General features: G+C 39.8%; 11 protein-coding genes and 1 pseudogene. 6 read left to right on the top strand and 6 right to left on the bottom strand.

Going from position 1 to position 21,518, the window contains the following annotated elements; genetic code table 11:
* From HP456_RS06215 to HP456_RS06235, 5 genes are all read right to left on the bottom strand, one after another.
* The coding region (locus HP456_RS06215; protein WP_172249177.1) for a non-ribosomal peptide synthetase at positions 1–2,574 on the bottom strand (2,574 nt) is incomplete at its 3' end.
* A gap of 20 nt (positions 2,575–2,594) precedes the next feature.
* Entirely contained in the window at positions 2,595–10,724 is an 8,130-nt protein-coding gene (locus HP456_RS06220; protein ID WP_172249179.1) for a non-ribosomal peptide synthetase, read from the bottom strand.
* A 13-nt stretch (positions 10,725–10,737) separates the two neighbouring features.
* On the bottom strand, positions 10,738–11,976 hold the full coding sequence (gene fabF, locus HP456_RS06225) for a beta-ketoacyl-ACP synthase II (RefSeq protein ID WP_172249181.1): 1,239 nt from the start codon (positions 11,974–11,976) through the stop codon (positions 10,738–10,740).
* Between the two features lie 215 nt (positions 11,977–12,191).
* Positions 12,192–13,727, bottom strand: a complete 1,536-nt coding sequence (locus tag HP456_RS06230; RefSeq protein ID WP_172249183.1) for an NAD(P)-binding domain-containing protein — start codon at positions 13,725–13,727, stop codon at positions 12,192–12,194.
* Between the two features lie 3 nt (positions 13,728–13,730).
* Positions 13,731–15,017 carry a cation:proton antiporter domain-containing protein gene (locus HP456_RS06235; protein ID WP_312857737.1) on the bottom strand — a complete coding sequence of 429 codons (1,287 nt, stop codon included), beginning with the start codon at positions 15,015–15,017 and terminating at the stop codon, positions 13,731–13,733.
* Positions 15,018–15,161: 144 nt separating this feature from the next.
* On the opposite strand from HP456_RS06235, the gene HP456_RS06240 reads away from it, so the two are divergent.
* The 5 genes from HP456_RS06240 (at position 15,162) to HP456_RS06260 (ending at position 20,336) form a co-directional block, all read left to right on the top strand.
* The gene (locus HP456_RS06240; protein WP_172249187.1) at positions 15,162–15,866 is read left to right on the top strand and encodes a 4'-phosphopantetheinyl transferase family protein; all 705 of its coding nucleotides are present in this window, start codon (positions 15,162–15,164) and stop codon (positions 15,864–15,866) included.
* A gap of 115 nt (positions 15,867–15,981) precedes the next feature.
* The gene (locus HP456_RS06245; protein ID WP_172249188.1) at positions 15,982–16,713 is read left to right on the top strand and encodes an ABC transporter ATP-binding protein; all 732 of its coding nucleotides are present in this window, start codon (positions 15,982–15,984) and stop codon (positions 16,711–16,713) included.
* A complete protein-coding gene (locus HP456_RS06250; RefSeq protein WP_281357967.1) occupies positions 16,676–19,150 on the top strand; it encodes an ABC transporter permease in 2,475 nt (824 codons plus the stop codon). Before HP456_RS06245 ends, HP456_RS06250 begins: the two co-directional genes overlap by 38 nt.
* A 23-nt stretch (positions 19,151–19,173) precedes the next feature.
* Positions 19,174–19,671 (top strand): PadR family transcriptional regulator, encoded by a 498-nt coding sequence (locus HP456_RS06255; RefSeq protein WP_172249192.1) that lies wholly within the window; start codon positions 19,174–19,176, stop codon positions 19,669–19,671.
* Positions 19,672–19,685: 14 nt separating this feature from the next.
* The gene (locus HP456_RS06260) at positions 19,686–20,336 is read left to right on the top strand and encodes a hypothetical protein (RefSeq protein ID WP_172249194.1); all 651 of its coding nucleotides are present in this window, start codon (positions 19,686–19,688) and stop codon (positions 20,334–20,336) included.
* Here the strand turns inward: HP456_RS06260 and HP456_RS25000 are convergent.
* Positions 20,328–20,510, bottom strand: a pseudogene (locus HP456_RS25000) (hypothetical protein); the annotation flags it as partial. The gene HP456_RS06260 and the pseudogene HP456_RS25000 sit on opposite strands and share 9 nt — an antisense overlap.
* 238 nt (positions 20,511–20,748) lie before the next feature.
* Between HP456_RS25000 and HP456_RS06265 the strand changes: the two are divergent.
* A partial coding sequence (locus HP456_RS06265) for an IS110 family transposase (RefSeq protein WP_172249196.1) occupies positions 20,749–21,518 on the top strand: 770 nt, incomplete at its 3' end.

Here is a 21,518-nt window from a genome sequence, read left to right on the forward strand (position 1 = left end):
GGAAATAAAGATGAATTCACCCGAATGGTGCTGCTTGACGATATCTCCTGTCTTATAAAATCTTTTCTCACAAGAATCTCCCAGCTTCAGCTTTACAAAGGATTCTCTCGATAACTCCTCATTATTCAGATAACCTTGAGCAATCCCTTCCCCGCCAATCCATAGTTCCCCGGGCACTCCCGGTGGAACCAACTCTCCTTGATCGTCGACTGCGATCAACTGATAATTCGCGAATGGTTTCCCTATCGGAATAACTTGATCGTCTTCATTGTCTTTGCATACGTGAAACGTCGAAGCCACTGTGGCTTCTGTTGGTCCGTATACATTGACAAGAGGTGTACTGTTTCCCATAGCACGATAATATTCAGTGACTAAATATCGACTGAGTTTCTCCCCCCCTGTAAAAATGTATTTCAGAGAATGGGATCGAGTGAAAACCGGCAGCGAAATCATTTTTTCTATCAAGCTATGAAATAATTGGGCCCGGGTTATACCTTCTCTGCATATCAAGTCCGCTAAATAATCCACATCGAATTGCCGGGAAGAGTCACTTAGGATAAGGGTGCTGCCTGAAACCAGAGGACTGAATATCTCAGTCATTGATGCATCGAACGTATAGTTGATATTATGTAAGAACCTCTCTCCCTCACTAAAAGGAAACTGCTCAGTATAGCCCGCAATATGATTAGTCAGAGAATGATGACTGATTGAAACACCCTTAGGATTTCCTGTAGTCCCTGAGGTATAGATGATATAGGCAGTAAGAGCTTTTGATGACCTGTCAATTTGCAGATCAGGCGCAGATGTTGAACCCGATGTTGTTTCACCTATTGTGAGCACCGGCACGCTCACCTGATTACTTTTCTCACTGCCCGCTAACAAAAGGCATGATTCGGAGTCTGATACTATATAATCCCTCCTGTTTACCGGAAGTGTGGGATCCAACGGCAAATAGGAACATCCCGCTTTTAAAATCCCTAAAATACCCGCTATCTGCTCTTTAGACCTTTCCATTTGTATGGCTATGACCGACCCTGGATTAATTCCTCTATCATGGATCGTGTTCGCTACCTGATTAGCTCTGCTGTTAAGCTCTTGGTATGTCCATTCACCTTGAGAATCCTTTAATGCACAAACATCAGGTTTACTTTCAACCTTTTTTTCCACTAGTTCATGTATGAAGGTTGATGATGCTGGGGAAAAAACAGGGTCCAGCAGCCTTGCCTTCTCTTTGTCTGTTAAGAGGGTTAATCTGCATATTGGTTTTTGCGGATTATCTAATATATCCTCAATCAACCTGAGATAATGTCGAATAAACCTCTGAATGGTTTCCTCTTCAAATAGATCGGAATCATATTCAATCTCGCCTGCTCCACTCTTATCATCACAACTCACATAGAGTACTAAATCAAATTTTGAAGTGTGAGTATTTATTTTCTCATGTTCCATTTCAATCTCTTCTTTCCGTTTTGCCGGCACATTTTCATGAAAGGTGAACATGACCTGACAAATGGGATGAACATTCGAGCTTCTCTCCGGATTCACTTCTTGAACAATTTTTTCAAATGGCACTTCACCATACCCATGGGTGTTAATAAAATTCTTCAATGTACTCTTTAGGAAGTTTTCGAATTTGCTATAGGGTTTAATTTTGGATCTGACAGGCATTGTATTCACGAAAAAACCCAATAAATCATGCGTAAACGATTCGTGCCGATTTGCAACAGGAGTTCCTATCACAATATCCTTCTGCCCAGAGTAGCGATAAAGTAATACATTAAAAACCGCCATAAAAAATGCATATGGAGTTGATCCATTTGATAACGCATATTGCCGGATTCCTGCTATCAATTCTTCGGGAAATGTGAATCTGATATTTTTCCCGGCTTTAGAAGAGTGCTTAGAACGAGTATAGTCGGTAGGAAGTTGTAATGTAGGCGGAGCCCCTCTTAAGTACTTCTTCCAGAAATCGACTTTGGTATATATTTGGTCACCTGAGAGCCTTTCTTTTTCCCAATTTGCATAATCCGCATATTGAAGTTCCAGCTCTTCTATATCCGCTTCCCTGCCCTGTTTCAGGAGGGGATAAATGGATAAAATTTCTTTTTTCAATACTTCTATTGACCATGCATCGAATACTGAATGATGGACATTAATCAATAAATAATGCAGCTTTTCTTCAGATTCTATTAATTCAAACCTTACCAGTGGCTCTTTACTCACATCAAAAGGTCTGAGGGCGAAATTTTCTACATATGAGGAAAAAGGCAGGGATTCCTCAATTTCCTTTATGGTAGTCTGAACGAATCGTAATGGAGGATTTACAAGGGAAACTTTTTGTAAAAGTTCCCCCTCCATCTGACAAAAAGTAGTTCGAAGCACTTCGTGTCTTTCAACTATTTTGAGTAATGTACTCTTTAATAAAGCAGGGTCGAGCTTCCCTTTCATCCTGAAAATAAAAGGAATATTGTATGTGGGGGTGTTTGGATTCATTTGTTCAAAAAACCATATTCTTTCTTGACCGAATGAGGCTGGCAGCAAATATACCTCATTTTCGACTTGTACTTTATTCATATTGACACATCCTTTTTTCACTAAACCAAATGCTTAGTTCTTCTGACCTTCTTGATAGGAAGAGTTTTTTTCACCTTCCCATTGGAATTCATATAAGCAGCAAGGGTATTCACTGTCGGATTCTGAAACACATCTTTCAATTGTATCTCTAAATCTAGACGATCCTGTATACTGGCTGCCATCCTTATAATGAGAAGTGAGTGGCCGCCAAGTTCAAAAAAGTTATCTGTATTACAAATATCTTCTTTTCCTATGAGATCCTTCCAGATATCCAGAAGGATTCTTTCGGTATTAGATTCAATCGGGGTGAACACTTCACTTTTCATAGGTTGTAATTGTTTCAATTTTTGGCGGTCAACTTTCCCATTAGACGTTACAGGCAATTGAGGTACTGAAATGAAATGATTCGGGATCATTGCCATTGGTAAGATATCAAACAACTTCTGTCGTAATGAATGAAGTATTTCTCCGCTTTCTAAGTCTACGTATGCAGTGATTGTTGTTTCTCCATTCATTTTCCCATCCAAGATATAACAGTCATTCACACCAGGAAGATTCATCATTGCCGACATGATTTCATTTTTGTTTATGCGTACGCCGCGGACCTTGATCTGATCATCATTCCTGCCATAAATTTCAATCATTCCGTCCGGTGAATATCTTCCCAGATCCCCTGTATGGTAATAGAAATCATTGGGATCTTCGCTGAAGTTATTTTGTGTAAAGCCATCGTGAGGCTGATTGATGTACCCCTTTGTTCTATAAGGCGTCCTGACAACAATTTCTCCTGGCTCGCCTATCCCGCATAATTTATTGAATTTATTGAGGATGAATAGTTGAGTATCCGGCAGGAAATTTCCTATTGGAAGATTTTCATAACGACTTGTTACCTCAGACTCCCTCTGGAAACCCTTTGCCAGTGTTGTTTCTGTTTGTCCATACAGGCAGATAATCTCAGCATTACATCTTTCTTTCCACTGTGATATCAGTTTATGGGATAAAGGCTCCCCAGCGAAAAAGATACTTTTAAGGAAAGGCAGACTTTGAAATTCCGAACTTTCCTTTAACCATAATGTTGATAAAGAAGGCACAGCATGGCACCTGGTGATTTCCTCCCGGTGCAGAAAATCCATGCTGCTCTCATCGCCTTCGGGAATACACAAAGCGGCTCCACTAATCAAAGGCAATAAAGCATCTCTCAAATATACATCGAACGTCACATTCGTTAAGTGGGAAAAACGATCCTCCGGCAGAATATTGAATTCTTCTTTTTGCCAATTGAGGAAATGCGATAACCCTGCATGAGTGCCTAATATCGCTTTCGGTTTCCCTGTCGTCCCGGATGTGAAAAAAATATATGCATCTTCATTTGGTTTTACTTTTACCACTGAATTGATCTGTCTTTCTCCTTCTTGTCTCATCAAGAGGCGATCAATCTCGATAATTGAAGCATTTGACTGTTCCATTGTCTTTTGATGAACGTCATTGACTGGCATTGTAGTCAGGATGAAGGTTGTATTTGATTCCTCTAATATGCTCTCCAATCTCTTTTCCGGTACATTCTCATCAATAGTCAGAAAGACTGCGTCAGCCTTTAAGACACCGAGTATAGTGACAAGCGTCTTGTAACTCTTCTTACCGTAAATAGCGACAACCTCCCCTGGAAGTACACATTCAGCCAGCAGGTTCCTGCTTATCTTATCGGCCGTTGCGTTTAATCGCTCGTAACTATACTTGATTCCTCTTTCCTCTACTGCGATATTGTACGGAGCCGCCTTTGCCCACTCTTCTATTTGATCTGTGATCCGAGGATATGAATGATCTCCTAACACAGCTGCGGGATCAGGCAATGACTGTCTATCTGCGGTGATTAAAGAAATCTCTGATAATTTACGTTCAGGATAGGTAATAGATGCCTCCAGCAGTTGTACAAACTGATGAAGAAAAACCTCCATTCTCGCAGTACTAAACATATTGTTCTTATAAGAGAGATTAAGATTGAATCCTTGAGATGTTTCTTCTATATATAAGGTGAGGAAGAATTTAGATTCGATTTCATCCACTTCTACTTCTTTCACTTCTAAATTATTTATCATATAGGTTTTTCTTTCTTCAAAGCTTCGATAATTGATCAGGACATCGAACAAGGGATTTCGATTTAGATTTCGTTCAGGCTGTACTTCCTCTACGATTTTCTCGAATGGAATATCACCATTGGCAAAGGCTTTGAGAATTGTCTTTTTACTTTGAAGGAAAAGTTCATTGGAAGTGAGATCCTCGCTCACTATTGCCCTTAATGGCAGCGTGTTCAAGTAAATACCTACAGACCTTTCAAGTTCCTCGAGCTTACGATTGATTATCGGAGTCCCGATAATGATATCTTTTTGATCAGCGAGTCTGGATAGTAAGCTGACGTAAGCGCTGTAAAATACCATAAAAGGAGTAAGCTTTCGACTCATGCTGAATTTCTTGATTTCTTCAGAAAATGTACCATCAAGTTTCTTTCGGATTGTATGATTTGCCCTCCTGTTATCATTGAAGTCTGTTGGCAATTGCAGGACAGGCAAAGGACCTGACATTTCTTCTTTCCAAAATGTGATTTGTTTTTTACTTTCAGGAGAATGCTCAAATTCACTCTGCCACAGTGTATAGCTTGGATATTGCACGACTTCTGAGTCATCGGGAAGATTTTCTCCACTGTATAGAGCTATTAATTCATCTTTAATGACTTTTAGGGACCATCCATCACATATGATATGGTGGAAGACAAGTATTAACGTGTTTTTATCCTTTTCTTTAACCAAAGTCCCTTTTACTAACGGACCTTTTGAAAGATCAAATGGTTCTTCACATTCTTTTTGAGTGATTCTCTGAATATCATCATTTTTATCTATTAATTTTAGTTTTATAGAACCGTCATTGTTTATAACTTGAACAGGTTTGCCTTTCTTATTGCGGAAGACAGTCTTTAGAGAGTCATGCCGTTTAATTAATCTATTTATTGCCGATTCGAGCTTTAAGGCTTCGGCTTGTCCATCAAAATTTAATACAAGCGGCATATTATAGCTCGTACCGGGATTTAAATACTCTAAAAACCATATTCGTTTTTGAGCATCAGATAATGGGATTTCAACATGTTCACTGACTCTATTCATCAATATGTGATTGTCGGTGTTGTGGTTATATTGATTTAATGCTTGTGCCAGCTCAGAAACAGTCGGTTTCTCAAACAATACCTTTACAGGTACGGCAGTTGAAAATAACTTATTGATACTGGATATGATTTGGACTGCCAGCAACGAATGTCCTCCAAGTTCAAAAAAGTTATCATTAATTCCTATTTGGCTCAATTTTAGTTTCTCTTTCCAAACGTCCAGCACTTTTTGTTCATTAAATGTTTTGGGTTCCGCATAACGGGAGTTGACTACCAGATGTTCTTCAGAGGCCGATGGCAGCTTATTTCTATCCACTTTCCCATTAGAGTTCAAGGGGAATTCGTCAAGCTGTACATATAAACCAGGGACCATGTAGTCTGGTAATTCCAATTGAATGGATTGCTTTGTTTTTAACCTTATGTCATCTTGTTCCTCACAAGTGAAATAGGCAGCCAAGCCGGACACATCATCATTTTTCTTAAACAGCACCACTGCATCTTTCACACCATCCACAGCTCGGATTTTATTTTCGATTTCTCCCAATTCAACTCGCATACCCCGTATTTTAACCTGGTTATCCTCTCTGCCTAAAAACATGATATTCCCTTGTTTCGTGAGATATCCCCTGTCTCCTGTCCGATACATCTTTTCCCCTTTGTGGAATGGATCATCGACGAAAGAGGCTTTTGTTTTTTCTGGATTGTTAAGGTATCCCCTTGCCAAACCAATACCGCTAATATATAGATCTCCAGGGACGGAGAAAGGAACGGGTTTTAAAAACGAATCAAGCACATATATTCTATTATTGTCAATAGGTTTGCCCACTGAAACGATCTCACTGCCGGTTTCCATTTGAGAATCAGGCCAGCAATCAAAACAAGTAGAATCAATGGAAACCTCTGTAGCACCCCATGTATTGAAAAGTTTACCGGGCATCTTCTTATAGAAAGAGTTCACCAGTTCGGATTTCAATGCTTCACCGCTTGATACAACCACCCTTAAATTTGATAATTTCTCCTTCTTTTCTTCTGACATTTCCTCGACTACCATTTGAAGCATACTTGGAACAAATTGCAGTAAAGAAACATTATATTTAATCGCATAATCAATGATACTTACAGGATCTTTATGCATCCCAGGGGGAATTAATGCAACCGCGCCTCCTGCCATGAGCGGCCAGAAAAACTCAATAGCTGCATCATCAAAAGTGAGAGTGGTTTTTTGCAATGCAATTTCCCCTTCATTTAATTGATGCTTATTTTGCATCCAGCAAACACGGTTCACCCACCCCTTATGGGTGCTGCTTACCCCTTTAGGTGCACCCGTTGAACCTGAAGTGTAATAGACTGAAACCAAGTTAGACGGGGTCATTTTCACGTTAGGTTTTGTCTTGGAAAAGCCGCTGATCTGGTCCTCTTCATTACAATAATTCAGTATTTCTATACGCTCGGATTGAAGGGATAATGACATGACGTTCGTCAAACAAATAGTTGCTTCTGCACTTAAAAGGATGTCCGTCATCCGGTTCTTTGGTGTGTCAACATCAATCGGCAGGTAGGCACCACCTGCTTTTAAAATCCCCATTATTCCGGTGACCATTTCTATTGACCGATTCATGACTATGCCTACAGGCGTGTCAGGAACTACTCCTTTTTGTATTAACAAATGAGCAAGTTGATTGGATTTCTCATCCAATTCTCTATAGGTTATTTTCTTTCCTTCGTAGATGACAGCGGTGTGCCCGGGAGTACATACGACTTGTTTTTCAAATAACTCATGTAACAAGGAGTCAGGAAATACTTTTTCTGTACGATTTAAATCATAGATAAGTTCATTTTCTTCTTCCTCCGTCAACAGAGATAATTCAGTAAGAGGAAGATTTGCATGGGTTACTGCAGACCTTAACAGCTCAAGAAACATGGATGTAAGATCGGTAATGTGATCCCTATCGAATATTCCTGTCCGGTATTCCCATTTACCTTTCATCCCTTTTTCTTCCCGCTCAATAAAGAAGGTTAAATCAAACTTTGAAGTACCATTTGAGAGTATTTTAGGATCCCCTAACTTTATATCACCTGCCGGCTTATTGTGGTCAGGGAAATTTTGAAATGCAAACATATATTGAAATAGCGGATTCTGATTGAGAGACCTATTGGGCTGAACTGCTTCCACTACTTTCTCAAATGGCACCCCGCCTTGTAACAAAGCTTCTAAAGAAGATGTCTTGATCTTAGAAAGCACGTCCAGGAAATTCATCTTTTCATCTAACGAATCACGGACAACAACAGTGTTCACAAACATTCCAATTGTCTCGCGGTCCTCTTCATTATTTCTTCCGGCAACTGGAGTGCCAACCACAATATCTTTCTCTTTTGATAATCGATAGATAAGTAGTTTGTATAAAGCCAGCATCCCCATATACAGCGTGGCTCCGTTATTCGCACAAATTTGTTCAAGTTTTTTCATAAGGACAGCCGGAATTGAAAAACTTTCAGTCTTCCCTTCATTCGAAGGCACCTTCAATTCCTTCTGGGTTTTGAATAACTTAATTTGGGGAATATCCCCCTTTAGTTTCGATTTCCAGTACTTCATATGTTCATCCATTTCTGGACTATTTACGGAAATCGTTTGCCGGTCAATATAGTCCTGATAACTGGATGGAAGTTCGTAAGAATGACTATTTTCGTAAAGAGCAAACACAGCATTTAAAAATACAGTTTCTGACCAGCCATCGAATATGATGTGATGGAAATTATAATAAAAATAGTGATGATCCCCGCTCAGCTTGTAAAGACGAAATCTGTAAAGGTTTCCGTTGGAGAGATCGAATGCTGTCGCAGCATCCAATTTCATCTTATTCCGGCAAAACGATACTGCCTCTGGATAGCCTTGGTCTGTCAAATCCAAATATTCTAAATCACTTTTTTTATATTGATCTGTCGAACAGAGGGGCTCCCCTTGCCGGGAAGAGAAATTACTTTTCAACACCTCTTGTTTCGAAATGATCAAATCCAAACTTTTCCTGAATCGCTCAATATTTAACTTTCCATGTACCTCTATATACCCTGGAAGATTATATAAGTGACTCTCCCCTTCAAGTTCATTAATAAACCAGAGTCTTTTCTGAGCGTATGACATATTTTCATTATGGATTCTGTTTTCTTGAATTTCCTTCTCTTTTATCATTGGAGGTTGATTACTATTTTCAATATATGACGCAAGCGCTTTAATTGTTGGATGCCTGAATATGGTTTGAATATCGGCAGGAATAGAATATTTGTCCTTAAGGTTTTTTGATAGTCTGGCAGCGAACAATGAGTTCCCGCCCATATGCAGAAAATGCGTGTCAGAATCAATAGAATCATGCCCTAAATATGTTCCCCACATATTGCTGAGTTGTCTTTCCATTTCTGTCTGTGGATGGGATATCCGGGCTGAATTGGTTTCTAATGGGGAAGGTAGCTGCTTTCGATCAATCTTCCCGTTAGCTGATAATGGAAATTCATCCAGTACCGTAAAAAAAGATGGAATCTTAAAATCGGGCAAATATGTCTTTAAGTCTTCTCTTATTCGTACATCATCCCATTTTTCTTGATCCATTAACGTTACATATGCCGCCAAGTATTTTTGTTCCTTATTTTCATAAGCGGTAACAATACTATGCTTAATGCCAGCTTGCTGTTCAATAATGGATTCGATTTCCCCAAGCTCAATTCTCATCCCTCTGATTTTCACCTGAAAATCATTTCTTCCTATGTATTCAATTGCCCCGTCTTTTCTGAGTTTGCAAACATCTCCGGACTTATATAGTTTCTGATCAGTAGAAAAGGGGTTGTCGATGAATCTTTCTTCGGTAAGCTCCGGCTGGTTGTAATACCCTTTAGCAAGACCAGCCCCTCCGATATACAGTTCACCTTCTTCTCCGTCTCTTACAAGATTTCCATCTCCGTCCAAGATAAATAACTGTATATTGCTTAACGGATAACCTATCGGAACATTCGGGTCCGATGGGTTGTCGATACATTTCCAATAAGTTACATCAATTGCTGCTTCTGTCGGGCCATAAAGGTTATATAATTCTGTATCTTTAAATAAAGAAAAGAACTGCTTTTCTGTTGATTTCTTTAAGGCTTCCCCACTGCATATGACCCTTTTCAAAGGAGTGCGTTCCGATAGGCTCTTTCCTTCTAAGAACAGTTGAAGCATAGATGGAACAAAATGGATGGTAGTGATTCCATACTCGATGATGGTCCTCATTAAATATTCTGGATCTTTATGCCCTTCCGGTTCAGCAACTACTAATGCAGCTCCTGTCATTAACGGCCAGAAGAATTCCCATACTGAAACATCGAAGCTGTAAGGGGTTTTTTGCAGGATGCGATCATTCTCTGTCAATTGAAATTCCTTTTGCATCCATTGCAAACGATTATTTAACGCACGATGTGTATTCATCACTCCTTTTGGTTTACCGGTTGATCCTGAAGTATAAATGATATACATCAGACTATCTTCATCCTCATTACTTTCTGAAAGGTCTTCCTTACAACTCCCTCTCCAGAAACAATCCTCTATGAGCAATCTTTCGCTATTATTCGCTGCAGGAAGTATGGATGACTGCTCATTTGAAGTGATCACAAAAGGCGGATTGATTTCCGCCAGAAGCTGGTGGATACGGCGGGAAGGCTGGGAAGGATCAACAGGCACATATGCACCTCCCGCCTTTATCACACCTAATAACACAGTGACTAATTCTATCGATCTCTCTAAACATATCGCTACAGGGTCGTCATGCTTTAAGCCGTTCCCTTTGAGATAATGAGCAACCTGATTGGCTCTTTCATTTAACTCCCTATATGTAAGAGAGGAAGAATCAAAAAGAACAGCTGGATGATCAGGCGTTTCTTTCACTTGTTTCTCGATAAGCTGATGTATGAGCAGATTGTTATCTGGGAATATATCTGACGGACCTTCGATTCTATTAATCGTGTATTTCATGTTAATCTCCTTTCTACTGAAACTTTTTTATTATTAAACAAGCGTTATGTCCTCCAAAACCAAATGAATTACTTAGAACATTGTCCACGTCTCGTTTTTGGGCCTTATTCGGAACGTAATTCAAGTTCATCCCTTCATCCGCTTCTTCATAATTGATGGTAGGTGGAATGAGTTGATGCTGAATGGTCAGCACACTGGAGATAAACTCTGCCGCCCCTGCCCCGCCCAGCATGTGACCAGTCATTGATTTAATGGAACTCACCGGTAAATCCACTGCATCTTGTCCAAATACTTTTTTTATCGCGATTGTTTCTGTATAGTCATTTAACTTTGTACTGGTTCCATGTGCGTTCACATAATCAATATCTGAAGGTGTCAAGCCTGCATCGGAAATGGCATTTTGAATGGCTCTCTCAGCTCCCTTTGCATCAGGGTCAGGAGCTGTTATATGATATGCATCTGTGGTGGCCCCATACCCTGAAAACTCTGCAAGAATCGGAACACCCCTTTCTAATGCGGAATCTAAAGACTCCAGTACTACCATGCCGCCACCCGCACCAATGACAAAACCATCTCTTTGCTTATCAAAGGGACGGCTCGCTTTATGAGGCTCTTCATTATTTGTGGAAAGAGCTTTTATTCTGGAAAAGGATGCTAAATCAAGGGGGGTAATGGCTCCTTCTGCACCTCCGGCAATTACGATATCCGCCTCGCCGTACTGTATGCTTCTCATTGCTTCTCCGATAGCATTACTACTTGCAGCACATGCCGTAACAAATGCCCCGCTCTTCCCTTTCGCCCCCAATAAAAGCGATATCTCATTCGCAGGGGCATTTATCAACATTCCAGATGCCAGATAAGGACTTACTCTTCTTGGTCCTTTAAAGAGTATTTTGTGATGGTTTTCCAAGACCATATTGGTACCGCCCATACCTGAACCAACCAAAACCCCGACCCTGTATGGATCCAGCTCACGAAGTGACAGAGATGCTTGATTGATCGCCTGTTTGGCTGCAGTCATTGTATACTGTGTGAATGTATCCATCCTGCTCTGTTCCTTAGAGGAAAAATGATCATCAGGGTTAAAACCTTTTATTTCTCCACCTATCCGTGTTGGGTATCCGGAGGTATCAAAAGATTTGATATAATCTATACCGCTAAAACCATTCGAAATATTCTCCCAAAAAGATTGGACCGTCAGACCGGCAGGAGAGATTATTCCCATCCCGGTAACCACTACCCTCTTTTTCATTAGAAAGACACCTTCTTTTACGATTTCTGTTTACATTTTACAAATAGCGCATTTTTACCACATCCGTATTTTCCGCAACTTTTTCAATAGCTCTTATTACATAGTTTGCTGTTTTATATATTAAAAATAACGGGAGTATTCACTTTCGATTGGAAGTATGTATCTTTGAACGTTTCCTGGCCAATAAAAAAAGCCGGGAATCCCGGCTTTTTGACTTATACTGGCTGTTTTGCATTTACCTTCATGACGATTTTTTTTATTTCTGGCAAGTAATCCTCTTCGCTGAATCGGGACTCCAAGTGCTCTTCTAAATTAAACGCCATGATGTCTTGATTTTCCTTGATTCTGATTACAGGATGGATATGCACACTCTTTTCCGGATCCCCTGGTACACGCGGAATACTGAAGGATTCTTGGAATTGATGAATATCTCCGTATTCCAATGTCAAGAAAACTAGAGAATCTTCATCCATCTCTTCAAACTCATTCTTTGTTCGATATCCAAGTGAAGTCCACGTACCATCTTTAAACTTTAACAAACGCCCCACATAGCCCGGCTGAAGCCATAGATCAGGTGATTCATTCAGTTCTTCCAGTACATAATCCTCTATCGGGATATTTATTTCTTTTGCTCTGGATATGATAACACCGGTTTCCTCAGCCAGATGATGGGCTAATATTTTCGAATTATACCTGAATCCATGGATGAACCCGCTTGTTGAGGTAGTTCTATAATCCAGCCCGTGTGTTTGGGCACCTGCAAAATACAGCCCTTCCACTTCTGTGGACTCAAATGTCCCGCTGATAGAAGGAAATTTGTTGTGAAGCCATTTAATATCAAAGTCCTCCACAAGGGACTGCAGACTTGACTTGAAGCCGGTTGCCGCGATCACTTCATTGAAAAATAAAGTTTCAACCTCACCATTGGCATGAATGTATTCAACTGTCACATTGTATCCGTTTTCCACTTTTTCAATTTCCCTTATATGACAATCCAACAAAGCGGATTGATGCTTCAATTGATAGTTTTCAGCAATTATTGAGTTAACTGCCCTGATATTGCCTACATAATGGGTCTTGAATGCCAGCTTCGCTGAAGATGGACTTGCCAGCATAATAACATTTGCTTCATTCAGAATATCCTGTGCACATTCGGTGCCGCTGTTCCCTTTCCCCATGATAAGAACTCTTTTGTCGCGGTAATACTCTTTATGTTTCATGTCCTCATATTTGGTAACATGTTTGATTCCAGGAATATCAGGGGTCATCGGCTCCAGTCCAGTCGCTACCACCATATACCGGGTCAAGTATTCCCCTTTACTTGTGTTCACCTCAAATAATCCATCTTCAGTCTTTTTAGTACCAATCCATCTTGTATTGGTATGTACGGGGAGCTGGTACTTTTCAACTAAATCGCTGATCATTCTGACCACTGCGTCCCTTTCAGGATAAAATTCCCGGCTGTAGTTTCTCAGTAAGATATCTTTTTCTTTCGTTATGAGGCTGTTCCAATCAAATCTTTCAGAAAATCTGCTCTCGGGTGCCTTCCCGGTATAAAGTTTATTATTACTTATTAATTTTCCGTGAACAGGAAATTTCGTGAATGAGTGCCCTGCTTTGCCGGATGCCTCAAGGATGGCAATGTTCGGTTTAATGTTTTGTTCCTTACATAATTCATAATATGTTATTGCAGTCTGCACACCACCTGGTCCTCCACCAATAATCACTACATCGTAAATTGATTTGTTCATGAATTATCTCTCCTTCACTTTGCTATATTTTATAAGCGGGAAGACCCACCTTTTACCTAATTCCACTGAATAAGATGATTTGTATAACGGCATCGCTAACGCAGTAGTGATAATAGCCATCCAAACGAGGATTGTAAAAAGATTCTGACTTAATAGACCATAGGATAACCCTACATTCAGAACAATCAGCTCCATCAACCCTCTGGCGTTCATTAATGAACCAACTGCTGATGCATCCCTCCATGAATAACCCATACTTTTCATCACAAACAAACTGCTAAAGTATTTACTCGTTACTGCGAAGATTAAAATAAGCAAAAATAATAGTAGAATAGTCATTGATAACCCAGAGAAATGTGTATTAATCCCTGAGTAAGCAAAGAAGATAGGGACCAAAAATACAATGACAAAATGCTCTAATCTGCTATTAAGCTCATTTTGAAATACTTGATTCTTTGGCATGACCAAGCCAAGCATAAATCCTCCAAAGACAGAATACACACCGATAAAGTCAGTGATTGCCGCAGCGATCAAAACCAGCAGTAGAATCATGGCCATATTGCCCTGGGTCAGCAAGCCGGACTGTTCGACTTTATCTCCCATCTTTTTGAGTAGTGGTTTAACAACAAAAAATAAAATAAGTGTGAAGATCCCTGTAAATATGATTGTCAATATCCCGCCAGAAACTGAACTTGTTTCAACTAAAGCGATTAATATCGCTAAGGTCAGCCAGCCTAAAACATCGATTATACTTGCAGAAAGCAATGTGGTGGCTCCGATTTTTGTATTTATTAATTTCTGTTCCTGCAAAATCCTTGCTAACATAGGGAATGCAGTCATCGAAAATGCAATTCCTACAAACAACGAAAAATACAATGAGTTCCCTTCAGAGCCAAAGTACTTCATCAATGACAGGGAAAGACAAATGCCGGTGAGTAACGGAACAAAAAATGCTGACATCGCCAGTGAGCCTGCACTGCTGAAAAATTTTTTATCATACCCTTTAAAATTCACTTCCACTCCCACTAGAAACATATACAAAGCAAGACCAAGATTGCTTAGCATATACAAGATTGTTTTTATCTCCGGGGTGAAGAGTGATTCAAACATTTCAGGGGCAATAGCTCCAAATAAGGTAGGTCCCAGCAAAACACCTGCAACCATTTCCCCCAGCACTCTCGGCTGCCCTATCATTAAACATACCTTACCCACTACCCTTGCTGCTGAAATGATCATGATTAATACGATCAATAAATTGACAAACAAAAGCATATCGGAACCCATATTCATCCTCTCTTCCTGTTTCTTTATTCACACTGAATTTTACCTAGAGATCTGCTTCGTCACATCAGTAATTTGCGCAAACTTTTCATCAACCTATTGGAAATTCATTTTAAACCTAGTATTTTAATAGTTAATTAAGGGGGTGAAATTATGAACTCAAATTGGTATAAATCCAACATATCGTCTCTCCATGTTCATTTGTGGGTAATTGACCTGGAACACATAAGCAAAATGGACAATTTAGTTTTAAGCAAAGAAGAAAAGGAAAGGGCAGACCGATTCATTGTCGTTGAACCTCAGAGAAACTATATGGCGTGCCGTGCAGCTCTCCGCTTAGTGTTGAGTCATTATCTGAGAATAACTCCTGAATCCATCTGTTTCACATACAATGACAGCGGAAAACCTTTCATAGACTCTTCTTTGAATAAACAGCAGCTTCAGTTCAATCTTAGTCACAATGACACTGTATGCTGCATTGCTGTTACTGCGGCTCAAAATGTCGGTGTGGATATCGAGAACTTACTCGGACCGCCACTGGAAGATGCGATGGATATCTTTTTGAGTAAAAAAGAGGTGCTTTCTCTGTCAAACAATAACAAGGATCGGCTGGTATCGCTTTATCACTTGTGGACCCAGAAGGAAGCCTTATTGAAGGCTAAGGGAACTGGATTCCAAACAGATCCCAAACAAGTCCATGGGTATGTGACTCCTTGGGTTAACCTAATCAATAAACCCTTTGAAGGATATATACTTAATTCTTTCATGATGGGCACAAACATCGTTTCGCTTTGTACAGAAAATGAAATCAACTATGAAATCATACCGTTTGCTTCTTTAGAAGACCAAAAAAAGTAAAATAGATAAAATGATCTATTTTACTTTTTTTGTATACTGAGTATATACTTTTGAGTATACTCAGTATATAGTTTGTTATATACTCAGTATACACTTACCATTTAGGAGGCTTACAATGATATCCGTACAGAGTCTTAAAAAAAGTTACACAATTGGAAATAAATCTTATGAAATTCTCAGAGAAATAGATATGCAAGCGGAAAAAGGTGAATTCATTGCTGTCATGGGGCCGTCTGGTTCCGGAAAAAGTACTTTTCTGAATCTATTAGGAGGGTTGGATACTCCTGATGGAGGAGAAATATCAGTGAATGGGAAAGACATACACCGTCTTAATGAAAAACAAAGAACACTTTTCCGCAGGGAACATGTAGGTTTTATCTTTCAAAATTATCAGCTTCTTCCAAACTTAACTGTTGAAGAAAATGTATCTTTTCCTATGTATTCGGGAGGCAAAGATAAACAGGAAATTAAGAAGCAAGTAGATGAATTGCTCAAGTCTGTTAGTTTAGAGGGAAAGGATAACAACTACCCTTCCCAGTTAAGCGGAGGGCAGCAGCAGCGTGTTGCCATTGCCAGGGCCCTCAGCATGAATCCTAACTTGATACTTGCAGATGAACCTACAGGGAACCTGGATCGTCGTACGGGCACAGAGGTATTGAGACTGCTGTCTTCTTTGCACCAAAAAAATCAGCTTACCATTATCATGGTCACTCATGATGTTTATGCAGCCAGCTATGCCGATCGAATCATTTTGCTAAAAGATGGAGAGATAGAATCAGATATTCGTCAAACGGAAGGAGCTAATCATGATGTTATGGCAAACCTCTTGGCGAAATTTAATTCGTAAAAAACTACGGTCTTTTTTAACGATATTGGCAATAGTTCTTGGCGTATCTTCCATGTTTGCAGTAATCAGTACGGTTGAGACCGCAAAAAAAGTGACTATTCAAAGGCTTGAATTATACACTGGGAACGCTGATTATTCTATCTTAAGCGAACAGGATACTTTTTCGGAAGATATTTTAGAATTGGCTTCAAATCATGAAATGATATCCAGTACTACAGGATTGATTCATAAACAGAGCTTTTTAGAAGTAAACTCCCATGATTATAACCTGGATCAGAAAAGGATAAGGCTTACAGGCTTATCCACTTTAGATAACGAACTGCTTTCTTTAGAAGAAGTAGCAGGCAGCATCAATAATGATGGACTTGTCATCCCCTCCACCACTGCAGAAAATTTAGACATAAGTGTCGGTGATGAAGTAAGATTAAGGGTTCCAAACGGAATGAAAACGATTGAGATCGCTGCAATCGTGAAGGACACCCCATTACTTGAAGGACCAACAGACTGGGATGATGCCACCAACAGAAATTGGAGAGCACTCCTTCCTCTATCCACTCTTCAACAATGGTATCAGCTTGAAAATCAAGTTCAGGAAGTACGTATGAATTTTGACGATCGTTACACCATGGATAATGCCGTTACAAGTCTAAGTGCTGATTTACAACGTTTCGATGACGTTTATCTGCAAAAAATCGTTCTGGATGAAAAGCAGTCCAATCAATTGGAAGACCTTTATTTTATGCTTTATGTTATTGGCGGATTGGCGATGTTCATCAGCGCCTTTATCCTGTACAACACGATTTTCGTCTCCATCGTTGAACGGAAAAGCGAAATAGCGGTGATGAAAACGATAGGATATACACCATTCCAAATAAAGAAGCTTTTCTTATTTGAAGTATTGACCCTTTCCTTAATCGGCCTGATAGTAGGCCTGCCGATCGGGCTTGGCTTGGGAAGTGTCTTACAGAGCGGGTTGTTCAGTTCCTTTCAGTCGAATATATCCTTTTCGATGGAGTATCAATGGGCACTTGCAGCATCCTTAATATTAGGAGTTGCCATACCGGTCGCTGCCTCTCTGATCCCTGTTAACCAGGCAAGTAAAATCGACATTATCAAAACACTGAAAAAAGTTCCTGAAAATAATAGCGGAATAAATAAATGGAGAAATATTTCAGGGATACTATTCATTCTGCTGTCGCTTGTAAACCACATTATTTCAGTTAGTTTCTTATTGATAGGATTTGTACTCATATTTCCTTCCTTAGTGAAATTGATTACGAAAACTATTATGAAATCTTCCCTTCTCGGCTTCGAAGGAAAGATTGCCGGCAATAACGTGTTGAGGACCCTTAATCGTTCTTCTAATATGTCACTTATTTTGGCTTTTGCCATCTGTTTGGGATTATTTGTTTCATCGACCTTCACTTCCCTTGAAAATAACATAGAAAAAAGTACCACTCAGTCATATGGGGGAGAAATACAAATTACATCTGAAAGTTCTTTAAATAATCAAGATGCAGCAATGATGTCGACGGTAGAAGGTATAGATGATGTTCATTTATATAAAGAAAAAAAAGTCACATGGGTGACAGAGCAGCAAACCCGTCAATTCTCCATCATCAATACAGACTTAAGCTGGAATTCCAAACATCCCTTATTTCACTCTTTAGATGCTGAATCAACCAGTGATTGGAAAGCTCGCTTTAAAGAAGGAGGCATTCTTCTAGGTGACTTTGCGTTTCAAGAATGGGGAGGTTCAGTAGGTGAAACAATAAAGATTATCATTGACAATCAGGAACATGAACTTGAGGTTATAGGCAAAGTAACTACAAATCAATATGGTGGTTATACTGCATTCATGAGCCAGCAGCAATTTAATCATTTATTTCCGGGAGTACACTCCTATAAAGCCTTATTGACCCTGAAAGAAGGTTATGAGGGAGAAAGAATTAAAAACTCCCTGGTTTCTGCTTCTCCATTTGATTTCTCTGAGGTTCAAACACTTGAAGAAGAAATTAATAAACAAGAACGGGCTCTGCCTGGGGTGAAATCATTGTTCAACGGGCTTCTCTTAATTGCCATCACAGTCTCCGGCATCGGGATCGTTAATACGCTTGTGATGAATGTGATGGAACGATTGCGGGAAGTGGCTATTATGAGAGCCGTTGCTTTCACTTCATTTCAAGTATACAAAACCATTATTTTTGAGTCTCTTATTATAGGGATCAATGGGGTTTTACTGGGGATCACGATGGGTATTGGTACAATCTTCTTGAATGCACGCACTACCTCAGACGCACTGATTGAATTTGCACTACCTGAATCTACACTTTTTCTCAGCATCATCATGGGGATCATTGTAAGTGTATTAGCTGCTTTCATCCCATCAAGGCAAGCGGTTAGACATAATTTAAATGAAGCATTGAAACAAGAGTAATATTCGAGGAATGAGGAATCATTATGTCAGTAAAACATGCCATCTTAATACTACTGTCTCAGTCCTCACGGCACCGATATGATTTAAAGTTATCATTTGAATCAATGGTATATAATCAGTGGGAAATTAATGCGGGACAAATATATACGACGATTGATCGGCTGGTGAGGGATGGCTTTGTTGATGAAACAACAGAGGAAAACACTGATTTACGCATTTACCATCTAACAGAAAAAGGAAGAAATGAGATTGACAAATGGCTGCTTGAACCTGTAGAAAAACCACTATTAAAGGATGATTTTTACTTCAAATTGCTATGTGCAAAACAAGTAGACTTCTTTAATCTTGAACGTATGGTTAAAGATCAGAAAGAATTATTAATAAAAAATATACTGGAGTTACAACTGCTAAGAAAAAAAATAGAAATCACACCAGAAAATGAAACCATTCTTTATCTGATAGACGGAAAGATTCTGCATTTAGAAGCGGATATGAAATGGCTGGATATGCTGCCTAATTAAAAGGAGGTTACATCATGGATTTTATTTTGGAACATAAGTGGATTTTCTTAATTATCGCGGAGGTTTTCTTCTGGGTGTTTATGCTGAGTTTCCTTGTTTTACGATATTGGTATAACTTAAAGAAACTAAGTATTGCCTTTTTCATGTTGTTTATAATTAATGACTTGTGGATAGCTACAATGGGCTTTTTCGACTATTTAAAGACAGGTAATTTTACCAGTTATCAAATCGTTATTCTCGTCATAATCGTTTATGCATTGACTTATGGCAAGACTGATTTCAAAAGACTTGATGTGTTTATACAAAAGAAAGTGGCGAAATGGAAAGGCGAACCAATTCCAGATTTATCCGGTCCTGTTGAGCTGTACGGAAAAGCAAGAGCACTCCAGGAAATAAAACATTTCACGATACACTTACTCATTTTTGGCATTGTGCATCTCATCATGTTTTTCATGTTCGGTTTATCCTCTGAACTTGCACAAACCAATGGATTGACCAATTTTTTCTCTGAGTGGTTTAGTGGAAAGCAAGCATTAGTCCCATTTAATAATTCTCAAATGAATAACTTTAGCAGAATATGGAGTATTGTCCTACTAATTGATGGGGTGACCTCACTCTCTTATTCTCTCTTTCCTAAAAACGAGAAAAAAACTGTTTCATCCTGAATGTAGCATAAAATAACTCCCGAGACTGGGGCAAAACGAATAAACCACGACATAAAGACGAACAATTTCAGCGTATATTCTTAATACCGCTAATGATTTCCGTGCAAGACTTCGCTTTCCACGGGTAGCCCGTGAGCCTCCTCGTCGCGTTCGCTCCTGTGGGGTCTCACTTGTCTAGCTGCAGGGCTTAGAGGCACATGACATAAGCCAAACCACCAAGAAGGCAAAGTGCGCCTTCCAGGACGATTCGTCTTATGCCACCCGCCTCTGAGCAAAGCCCATCCGCTTTTCTAATAAGCTACTCTCCCCGCAGGAGCATTCCTGTGGTATTAAAAAGGACCTATTGCACAAAAAAAGGACCCTCCGTTATGATGCAGGTGCGAACCAAATCTCATAAAGGGAGGATCCTCACATGCATCATAATCGAAATCAACGTATAAATCAAATCACGGAAAATACCCTAGTAATCGGCATCGACATCGCCAAGTACAACCACTATGCGTGTGCTGTAGATGAGCGTGGCCGCGAACTTAAAAAAAGCTTTGTCGTCCGTCAGTCTCTTCCTGGGTTCGAATCCTTTTTCGCTACTCTACAGAAACTGATGGATACTCATGATAAGAAAGACGTGATCGTTGGCTTTGAACCTACCGGTCATTACTGGATGAATCTCGCAGCGTTTCTAACCAATCGTGATATCCCGTTTGTCCTGGTCAACCCTCTGCACGTGAAACAAACCAAAGAATTGGACGATAATCTGCAGAGTAAAAATGATATTAAAGATGCCCGTGTCATTGCCAAAATGATTCCTCAAGGTTACTACAATATGCCTAGGGAAATGACAAAGGTTGATTCAGAGCTCCGTCGAGGGACGGCCTTCCGAACCCGATTAAAAGATCAACAGGCTTCCATAAAGAACCGCATTCGACGCTGGCTCGATCTTTACTTCCCAGAGTTTTCAACGGTCTTTAAAGGACTCGGCCAACACGCTCAGGCGATCTTGTCACTTGTGCCACTCCCAGAAGATCTCTCGATCTTCACAACAGAAGAACTAGTTGATACTCTTCAGAAAAGTGGCGTTCGCTGTCTCTCAAAGAAAAAGGTGGAGCGATTACTTCAAGTGGCTGAGTATTCAATTGGTCTTCGGGACAGTCCTGAGATGGCACGTGCTGAAATCACGATGTT

This window comes from Bacillus haikouensis, from assembly GCF_013179555.1.
Classification (GTDB): Bacteria; Bacillota; Bacilli; order Bacillales; family Bacillaceae_B; genus Rossellomorea; species Rossellomorea haikouensis_A.